9 protein-coding genes are annotated in these 7,906 nt (G+C 69.1%); 3 read left to right on the forward strand and 6 right to left on the reverse strand.

What is annotated here, in order from left to right; all coding sequences use genetic code 11:
• The 6 genes from AC04L7_RS08190 to AC04L7_RS08215 form a co-directional block, all read right to left on the reverse strand.
• Positions 1-279 (reverse strand): twin-arginine translocation signal domain-containing protein (locus AC04L7_RS08190; RefSeq protein WP_475512801.1); only part of this gene is annotated, 279 nt, incomplete at its 3' end.
• Positions 263-586, reverse strand: a complete 324-nt coding sequence (locus tag AC04L7_RS08195; protein ID WP_435996500.1) for a chaperone NapD — start codon at positions 584-586, stop codon at positions 263-265. The genes AC04L7_RS08190 and AC04L7_RS08195, both read right to left, overlap by 17 nt.
• Entirely contained in the window at positions 583-1,092 is a 510-nt protein-coding gene (gene napF, locus AC04L7_RS08200) for a ferredoxin-type protein NapF (RefSeq protein ID WP_435996498.1), read from the reverse strand. Before napF ends, AC04L7_RS08195 begins: the two co-directional genes overlap by 4 nt.
• A gap of 3 nt (positions 1,093-1,095) precedes the next feature.
• Positions 1,096-1,266, reverse strand: a complete 171-nt coding sequence (locus tag AC04L7_RS08205) for a periplasmic nitrate reductase, NapE protein (RefSeq protein WP_435996496.1) — start codon at positions 1,264-1,266, stop codon at positions 1,096-1,098.
• Positions 1,267-1,365: 99 nt separating this feature from the next.
• On the reverse strand, positions 1,366-1,926 hold the full coding sequence (gene mobA / locus AC04L7_RS08210; RefSeq protein WP_435996494.1) for a molybdenum cofactor guanylyltransferase: 561 nt from the start codon (positions 1,924-1,926) through the stop codon (positions 1,366-1,368).
• A complete protein-coding gene (locus tag AC04L7_RS08215; protein ID WP_435996492.1) occupies positions 1,923-3,167 on the reverse strand; it encodes a molybdopterin molybdotransferase MoeA in 1,245 nt (414 codons plus the stop codon). Before AC04L7_RS08215 ends, mobA begins: the two co-directional genes overlap by 4 nt.
• 171 nt (positions 3,168-3,338) lie before the next feature.
• Between AC04L7_RS08215 and hemN the strand changes: the two genes are divergently transcribed.
• The 3 genes from hemN to AC04L7_RS08230 form a co-directional block, all read left to right on the forward strand.
• Positions 3,339-4,736 carry an oxygen-independent coproporphyrinogen III oxidase gene (gene hemN, locus AC04L7_RS08220; RefSeq protein WP_435996490.1) on the forward strand — a complete coding sequence of 466 codons (1,398 nt, stop codon included), beginning with the start codon at positions 3,339-3,341 and terminating at the stop codon, positions 4,734-4,736.
• Between the two features lie 19 nt (positions 4,737-4,755).
• Positions 4,756-5,511 carry a helix-turn-helix domain-containing protein gene (locus tag AC04L7_RS08225; RefSeq protein ID WP_435996488.1) on the forward strand — a complete coding sequence of 252 codons (756 nt, stop codon included), beginning with the start codon at positions 4,756-4,758 and terminating at the stop codon, positions 5,509-5,511.
• Positions 5,512-5,701: 190 nt separating this feature from the next.
• On the forward strand, positions 5,702-7,906 hold a 2,205-nt coding region (locus AC04L7_RS08230), incomplete at its 3' end, for a nitric-oxide reductase large subunit (protein ID WP_475512802.1).

Below are 7,906 nucleotides of genomic sequence, written 5' to 3' on the forward strand. Positions count from 1 at the left end.
GTACAGGATCTTCGAGMGGAAGTAGCCCTTCACGCAGTTGATGCCGCGGTTGACCTCGGCGTGCACGTCGCCGTGCGTGGCCACCACGCGCCCATCCTTGACCGCGACGTTCACGCCGCAGCCGGTGCCGCAGTAGCGGCACGGCGCCTTGTCCCACTTCAGCGTGGTCAGGTCGCCCTCGGTGACGACGTTGCTGCCGGTGCCGGTCAGCGGCAGGCCGGCCGCGGCGGCGGCCGTGGCCAGCGCGCTGTGGCGGATGAAGTCACGACGTGTGCTCATGGGCCTCTCCGGTCACGGACTGGATGGACAGTGAAGGCAAGGGTTCGTCGAGGGCGTGCGCCGGCTCGGCGTGGTGGTAGACCAGCAGCACGTTGAGCACGCCGGGCACCGCCTGCAGCTGGTCGACGCGCTCCATCACGGCATGGCGGTCGGCGGATTCGCAGATCACCACGCTGCGCGTGCCGCCGGCGAGCGCCAGATCGAGGTCGGCGTGTTCGCGGATCATCGCGGCCAACGCGTCGCCGGCGGTCTCGCGATGCTGGATGACGAAGCTGGCGATATGGACGTCGGGTGCGGGTGCGTTCAAGCGACGGCCTCCATGGCGGGTGCGTGCTGCAGGGTGATGGCGTCCACCGGGCACGGCGCGACGCAGGCGCCRCAGCCCGTGCATGACTCGAGATCGACGGTGGCCGCGCCGCGCGCGCCTGGCGCCACGTGGATCGCGGACGTTGGGCAGACGTCGCGGCAACTGGCGCAGACCACGCCCTGCGCCGACAGGCAGGTGGCGACCTGGGCGACGAGTGTCCACGGCGGATCGCGCGCAGGCTCGAACGCGCCGCTGTCGCATGCCGCCACGCAGTCGCCGCAGAACGTGCATTCGCCTGCGTGCGCCTCGAAGCGCGGCAGGCCGTCGGTACCGCGGACCAGTACCCGCTCGGGACACGCCCGCACGCAGGCATCGCAGTGCGTGCAGGCGGCAAGGAACTCAGGCTCGGACTTCGCCCAGGGCGGTCGGAACGCGATGGGCAACGATTCGGCGGGCAAGTGGCCGAACAGCAGGGCACGACGGGAAAGGGAGCGGATATCGCCCATCGCTCACGGCCCGGTCGGCGGCCCGGAGAACAGCAGCTGCCACATCCACACCAGAAAGCCGTAGCCGGCAACGATCAGCACGGCCGCCAGCGGAAAGATGACCGCCGTCAGCAACAGGAACGCGGTGCGCTCCTGCTTCTTGCTCGCAACGGCTGATCCTTCGCTCTGCTCCATGATGCCTACCTTGCGGTTGGGTACTGGGTGCGACGATGCTGCGGCCGCAGGCTATCACATTCCTATGACCGTCCCGGCGCCTGTCATCGGCAAGGAAACTCAGGGCGCCGGATACGGCAGCGCGCGCCAGTCTTCGGGCGTGTTGCAGTTGCGCAGCGCCTGCGCCCAGCGTGCCGCGGGCAGTAGCTGCGTCTCCACGCCGTGCTGCAGCGCGCGCAACGAACGCTCGCGGCCGGAACGCTGGCCGATGTCTTCCATCACGGCGCGCAGGCGGTCGTCCATCCGCAGCCGCATCGGCAAGGCATGGCCTTCCACGCAGGCGCACGCGGCCCCGGCGGCGAGCAAGGCGTGCAGCAGGTCCGCGGACAGCAGCGGCATGTCCACGGGGACCACGATCCAAGCGCCGTCATGCAGGCGCGGGGCGAGTTGCGCCAGCGCGCCCATCGGTCCGGTATCGCGCGTTGCGTCGGGCACGCCGCCGATGTCCGGGCGATCACCGCTGACGATCACCTCGCTTGCGCCTGCGGTGACCAGCAACGCGCGCATGTGCGTCAGCAACGTGCCGTCGCCCCAGGGCAGCAAGGCCTTGTCCGTGCCCATGCGCGAGGAGCGGCCGCCCGCGAGCAGCACCGCACGCCAGGCGGGCGATGCCAGGCTCACGCCGGCATCCACGCGGGGGGCTGAAGATGGCTCAACCCGTGCACCTGCACCGGCGTGCCTGCGACCACATCACCGACGTCGGCCGGCAGCGTGATCCATGCGCTTGCCTGTGCGAACGGCAGCAGGCGGAACGAGGCCTGCGCAGTCGCCACGTGCGCGCGCAGCCGACCGTCACCGTCGCACTGCAGCGTGCCGTGCAAGGCCGCATGCAGCCAGGTGCGCGAGCGGCAGTCGTCGGCGAGCGGCAACCAGCGCGGCGTTTCCGGCGGCAAACCCAGCCAGGTGCGCACCAGCGGTTCGACAAGGAAGCGGAACCCAACCGCGGTCGACAGCGGGTTGCCCGGCAGGCCGACGAACAGCAGCCCCTCGCGCAAGCGCGCGGCGAGCACCGGCTTGCCCGGACGGATCGCCACGCCGTGGAACAGGATGTCGGCACCGCGCGCGCCGAGCGCGGACGGCACGAAGTCGTAGCAGCCCTTCGACACCGCGCCCGTGCTGAGCACCAGGTCGACGCCCTCGGCGAGTGCGGCATCCAGCGCGGCCTGGAACGCGGCCACGTCGTCGCCCACGCGGACGATGCGCTGCACGTCGGCACCGGCGGCGGCGATGGCAAGCGCGAGATAGGGCGAAGTCGCATCGTGGATGCCGCCCGGTGGCAGCCGTTCGCCCGCCGCGACGATCTCGCGGCCCGTCGCCAGCACCGCCACGCGTGGACGCCGTGCCACCGGGATCCGGTCGATGCCCAGGCCAGCGATCAGCATCAGCGCGGCGGCATCCAGCACGTGCCCGGCCGGCAACACGGCCTGCCCCGGCATCACGTCTTCGCCGCGGCGACGGATGTTCGCGCCGGCCGCCACGTCGCCCAGCACGCGTATCCGCGACGCGCCCGAGGCCGACGCAGGCAACGCCTCGATCCGTTCCACGGGAACGACCGTATCGGCGCGCACCGGCAACGGGGCGCCGGTCATGATCTCCCACGCCAACGCGTCATCCTGCGGCGCAGGCTCGCCGGCGCCGATGCGCGCGCCGATCTCCCACGCCCGTGCATCCGGCACCGGCCTGCCGCCGGTCGCGAGCGCCACGCCGTCCACTGCAGCATTGTCGAAGGGCGGCAGCGCCAGGTCGCTGACGATCGCCGCGGCCAGCACGCGGCCAAGCGCGTCGTCGGGCGCGAGCGTCTGCGTGCCGCGCAGGGCCGCGCCGTCCGTCAGTCGTGCCACCGCGTCGTGGTACCCGATCACCCTGCCTCCTCGTCCCTGGCCTCACGRCGGGCACCAGCCTAGTGCGGCCCTGTGCGCTTGCCAATCGTGGCGAACGAACGCGCCTTCACGCCGCTGAAGGCTGCGACGCCACGCCGCAGGCGGTTGACCCATGTCAAGGACAACCCCGCCACGCGCGCCTAGCCTGCACGCATGGCCAGCCTGTCCTCCCTCTTCGACCCCGACCTGCTGCGGCGTTACGACACGCCGGGGCCGCGCTACACCTCGTATCCCACCGCCCCGCAGTTCTCGCCCGGCTTCGACGAAGCCGACCTGCGCGGCATGGCGGCGATCAGCAATGGCGACCCGATTCCGCGTCCGCTCTCGCTGTACCTGCACATCCCGTTCTGCACCAGCCCGTGCTTCTACTGCGGCTGCAACCGCATCATCACCCGCGACACCGCGCGCGGCGCCGCCTACCTGACGCGGCTGTACCGCGAAGTGGCGATGGTGTCGGCCTTGTTCGACCGCGATCGCGACGTGGAGCAGGTGCACTTCGGCGGCGGCACCCCCAATTTCCTGACGCCATGGCAGATCGCCGAAGCGATGGATGTGCTGCGTCGGCATTTCTCCTTCGCCGCACCGTCGCGGCTGGATTGCTCGATCGAACTCGATCCGCGCTTCATCAGTCCCGACGACGTGGGTGAACTCGCCAAGGCCGGCTTCAACCGCGCCAGCCTGGGCGTGCAGGATTTCGATCCCGAGGTGCAGCGCGCGGTCAATCGCATCCAGAGCGTCGAGCAGACGCTGGCGATCATCGATGCCTGTCGCACGCACGGCCTGCAGTCGGTCAACGTCGACCTGATCTACGGGTTGCCGAAGCAGAGCCTGGCCGGCTTCTCGCGCACGCTCGACATCACCCTGCAGGCGCGGCCGGACCGGCTGGCGATCTACAGCTACGCGCACCTGCCGTCGATGTTCCGCCCGCAGCAGCGCATCAATGCCGACGAGCTGCCGTCGCCCGAGGTGAAGCTCGGCCTGCTGCAATGCGCGATCGACAAGCTCGGCGAGGCCGGCTACGTCTACATCGGCATGGACCATTTCGCGCTACCCGGCGACAGCCTGGCCGAAGCACAACGCCGCGGCGGGCTGCACCGCAATTTCATGGGCTACACCACGCATGCCGAGAGCGATCTGGTGGGYCTGGGCGTCAGCGCCATCAGCCACATCGGCCCGAGCTTCAGCCAGAACCCGCGCGATCTCGGCAGTTGGGAGCAGGCCATCGACCAGGGCCACCTGCCGGTGTGGCGCGGCATGCGGCTGGACGAAGACGACGTGATCCGCGCCGATGTCATCCAGCAGCTGATGTGCCACGGCACGCTGGACTACCGCGACCTCGGCCGCCGGCACGTGATCGACTTCGCGACCTATTTCGCCGATGCGCTGCAACGCCTGCGCCCGCTGCAGGACGACGGCCTGGTGGAACTGGACCGCGACGGCCTGCGCGCGACCTCGCGCGGGCGCATGCTGTTGCGTATCATCGCCATGTGCTTCGACCGCTACCTGCCCACCGCCGCAGCCTCGACGCCTCGCTTCTCGCGCACGGTCTGACCTTCCCGGGAGTGTCCGCATGACCTCGCCGCTGGTCTTCCCACGCACCGATGCGAGCATCGTCGCCGACGACGGCGATTCGCTGACCTTCTGCTCCACCTGCGCGTTCTCGCAGGCCTGCCTGTCCGAGGGCATGGACAAGCGCGCACTGATGGACCTGCACGTGCTGGTCGAACACGTCGGCCCGCTGCGCGCCGGCGAACACGTGTTCCGCGAAGGCGACCCGTTCGGCGCGATCGCCGCGGTGCGCGCCGGCACGGTGAAGACCTACCAGATCGACCGCAACGGGCACGAGCAGGTGCTCGGCTTCCACCTGCCGGGCGAAGTGATCGGCCTCAACGCCATCCACGGCGACCGCTACCCGTGCAACGCGATCGCGCTGGACACGGTGATGCTGTGCCGATTCTCGTTCCCGAAGATCGCGATGCTGGCCGCGCGCCTGCCCAACCTGCAGGCGCACCTGTTCAGGCTGATGAGCCGCGACATCGGCGTGGCCTCGCTGTTCGCGCGCGACAACACCGCCGACGAACGCATGGCCGCATTCCTGATCGGCCTCTCCCGCCGGTTGGCCGCACGCGGTTTTTCGCCGCGCCGGTTCCAGCTGACGATGGCGCGCACCGACATCGCCAACTACCTGCGCCAGGCGCCCGAAACGGTCAGCCGCGTGCTGCGCCGCTTCGAACAGGACGGCCTGCTGCACATCAAGCAGCGCGACGTCGAGATCCTCGACCTGCCCCGCCTGGAAGCCCTCGCGCTGGCCGTGCTGCGGGATTGATCGGATGGTGGGATCCCGGTGTGGGAGCGACGTGAGTCGCGAGCTTGTCCGTCCGGAGTTAAAGGCGATCGCGACTCACGTCGCTCCCACAGGTGGCAGTACCACCAATTCCTCCCCCGCTTGACCTGCGTCATGGAGCCCCCGGGCCGGCGCGCCGATGATGCGGCCGTTTCCCGAGGAGAGCCGCATCATGAATTCGACACGCAAGTTGTGGGTGGGGTTGGCGGCCCTGCTCATTGCGTCGTTCGCCGTCCTGCTCTGGGTCGGCAGCGAAGTGCATCGCCAGGCGCCGCCGGTACCCGAACGGGTCATGGCGGAGGACGGCCGGGTGATCTTCACCCGCCAGGACATCGAGACCGGCCGCCAGGTCTGGCAGTCCATCGGTGGCCAGCAGTTGGGCTCCATCTGGGGCCACGGCGGCTATGTGGCGCCCGACTGGGGCGCGGACTGGCTGCACCGCGAAGCCGAGGCCATCCTGGATGGATGGGCCAAGCGCGAAGCCGGCGTCGAAGGCTACAAACAGCTCGACGCGCCCACCCAAGCCGCCTACGCCACGCGCGTGCAGGCGCTGATGCGGCCCAACACCTACGACGCCGCGACCGGCACGATCACGCTGTCGAACGATCGCGCGGATGCGATCGGCGTGGTCGGTGCGCACTATCAGAGCCTGTTCTCCGCCGATCCGACCACCGGCGACCTGCGCGAGGCCTATGCCATGCGCAACGACACCGTGCCCGACGCCGAACACCGCCGCCAGCTGACCGCGTTCTACTGGTGGGYGGCGTGGTCGTCGGTGACCGAGCGTCCCGGTGCGGAGATCAGCTACACGGCGAACTGGCCGGCGGACGAGCTGGTCGGCAACACGCCGCCGCCGAGCGCCTTCCTGTGGACGGTCTTCAGCGTGCTGTTCCTGATCGCCGGCATTGGCCTGCTGGGCTGGCACTACGCGGTCAACCACGGCGACGAGATGGCGCCGGTGCTGCCGAAGAGCGATCCGCTCGCGAAGATCAAGGTCACGCCTTCGATGCGCGCGACCGCGAAGTACTTCTGGGTGGTCATCGCCCTGTTCGTGGTGCAGATCCTGCTGGGCGCGATCACCGCGCATTACCAAGTGGAAGGCCAGGAGGCCTACGGCTTCGCGCTGGCCGACATCCTGCCGTACTCGCTGACGCGCACCTGGCATACGCAGCTCGCGGTGCTGTGGATTGCGACCGCGTGGCTGGGCATGGGCCTGTACATCGGCCCGGCGATCTCCGGCCACGAACCGAAGTTCCAACGCCTGGGGGTCAACTTCCTCTGGACCTGCCTGATCATCATCGTGGTCGGCGCATTCACCGGGCAGTGGTTCGCGGTGATGCAGAAGCTGGGGCTTGAGCACAACTTCTGGTTCGGCCACCAGGGCTGGGAATACGTCGACCTGGGCCGCTTCTGGCAGTGGTTCCTCTTCATCGGCCTGACGTTGTGGCTGGTGCTGGTGGGCCGTGCGCTGTGGCCGGCCATCCGCAACGGCGGTGAGTCGCGCAGCATCGTCAGCCTGCTGTTCCTGTCCACGGTGGCGATCGGCCTGTTCTACGCGGCCGGCCTGATGTGGGGCGAACACACGCACCTGTCGATGGTCGAGTACTGGCGCTGGTGGGTGGTGCACCTGTGGGTGGAAGGCTTCTTCGAGGTGTTCGCGGTGGCGGTGATCGCCTTCCTGTTCACCCGCCTGGGCCTGCTGCAGACGAAGAGCGCCACGGTCGCGGTGCTGTTCGCCACCATCGTGTTCATGGCCGGTGGCGTGCTGGGCACGCTGCACCACCTSTACTTCACCGGCACGCCGACSKCGGTGATCGCCATCGGTGCGAGCTTCTCGGCGCTGGAAGTGGTACCGCTGGCCTACGTGGGCTTCGAGGCGTACCACAGCTGGAAGATGGGCAAGGCCACGCCGTGGATGCAGCGTTACCGCTGGCCGATCATGTTCTTCATCGCGGTGGCGTTCTGGAACCTGGTGGGTGCGGGCCTGTTCGGCTTCCTGATCAATCCGCCGCTGCCGCTGTACTACATGCAGGGCCTGAACCTGACACCCAACCATGGCCACACGGCGCTGTTCGGCGTGTACGGCATGCTCGGCATCGGCCTGATGCTGTTCTGCCTGCGCGGCCTGAAGCCGGACGTGGTGTGGAACGAAAARCTGCTGAAGACGGCGTTCTGGTCGCTCAACATCGGCCTGGGCGGCATGTCGCTGCTGACACTGTTGCCGCTGGGCATCCTGCAGCTCAACGCGGCGCTGGAGCACGGTTACTGGTTCGCGCGCTCGGCGGAGTTCATGCAGCAGCCGATTGTGGACATGCTGGTGTGGATGCGCGTTCCGGCCGACACGCTCTTCAGCGTGGGCGCCCTGTCGCTGGTGTGG

It is taken from the genome of Pseudoxanthomonas sp. LjRoot204_2, from assembly GCF_056175765.1.

Coding starts and splice junctions, on each gene's coding strand:
- AC04L7_RS08205 (WP_435996496.1), bottom strand. CDS start 1,266: ATGGAGCAGAGCGAAGGATCAGCCGTTGCGAGCAAGAAGCAGGAGCGC.
- AC04L7_RS08225 (WP_435996488.1), top strand. CDS start 4,756: ATGACCTCGCCGCTGGTCTTCCCACGCACCGATGCGAGCATCGTCGCC.